The following is a 995-nucleotide window of genomic DNA, read 5'->3' on the forward strand; positions in this document are numbered from 1 at the left end:
GGGCCCACGCACCGGCCTGATAACGATTGCCCTGCACCCAATCCCGCAATCCCGCACCCTCGCGAGGGTCGAAAAGCCGCGGGATTGAGGTGCGGGATTGCGGGATTGGGTGCGGGATTAGGGGGGCGGGAATAACGGGATCTGGAATGAACACAGGGCACTGCCGCTGGTCGATGGCCGGCACCTCGGTCGGCGCCGTCGTCGCCCCACTCGTCAGTGACGGATACGGCATGCCATGCGTGGACACATGACAGCCGATCCCGCGCCACCGCCGAGCGACCGGCGCGCATTCCTCGCTGCCCTGCTGCTGGCCGTGCTTGCAGCAGGCTTCATCGTCTATGGCGCACTCTATCCGTTCCGCTTTCGCCCGCTGCCGGAGGGGCAGAAGCTGCTGGACGCGGCGCTCGCCGCGCTGGGACGGCGCCCGGGCGGACGCGGCGACGTGGCGGCGAACCTGGTGCTCTACGCGCCGCTTGGCTTTGCGCTCTGCTTCGCGCTCGCGGCGCGGCTGCGCGCTGTCCTGGCGACACTGCTCGCCGCGCTCGCCTGCGCGCTGCTTTCCGCCGGCATGGAGGTCAGCCAGCTGCATGTCGCCGGACGCTCTTCCAGCGGGTTCGACCTGATGTTGAACGCCCTGGGCGGCGGGATCGGTGCGGCCGCGGGGGCATTGGTAGCGCGCAGCGCCTGGCGGCCACGCGGCGTGGCGCTGGCGCCGATGGAGCCACTCGCCGCGCTGCTGCTGATCTGCTGGCTGGCCTATCGGCTGTATCCCTACATCCCCTCGATCGACCTGGGCGAGTGGCGGCAGAGCCTGGCGCCGCTGATTCGCGCGCCGCTGCTCGACCCCTGGCGGGGCCTGCGGCTGTGCGTGCTCTGGTTGGTCACAGCGCGCCTGCTCGGGGCCGCCTGGCCACGGCTGGGTGGGGTGCTGCCCTTCGCGGCGCTTGTCCTCGGCATGCTGGCTCTTGCCGTGCCGATCGTGGATCGGCGCCTGA

Annotated in this window: 1 protein-coding gene; it reads left to right on the top strand. The window is 71.0% G+C overall.

What is annotated here, in order from left to right; genetic code table 11:
* Positions 1 to 247: 247 nt before the first annotated feature.
* On the top strand, positions 248 to 995 hold a 748-nt coding region (locus tag ACFHPP_RS31170), incomplete at its 3' end, for a VanZ family protein (protein WP_437167103.1).

The sequence above is a fragment of the Falsiroseomonas sp. E2-1-a20 genome (assembly GCF_051433195.1).
In the GTDB taxonomy this organism is placed as follows: Bacteria; Pseudomonadota; Alphaproteobacteria; order Acetobacterales; family Acetobacteraceae; genus Falsiroseomonas.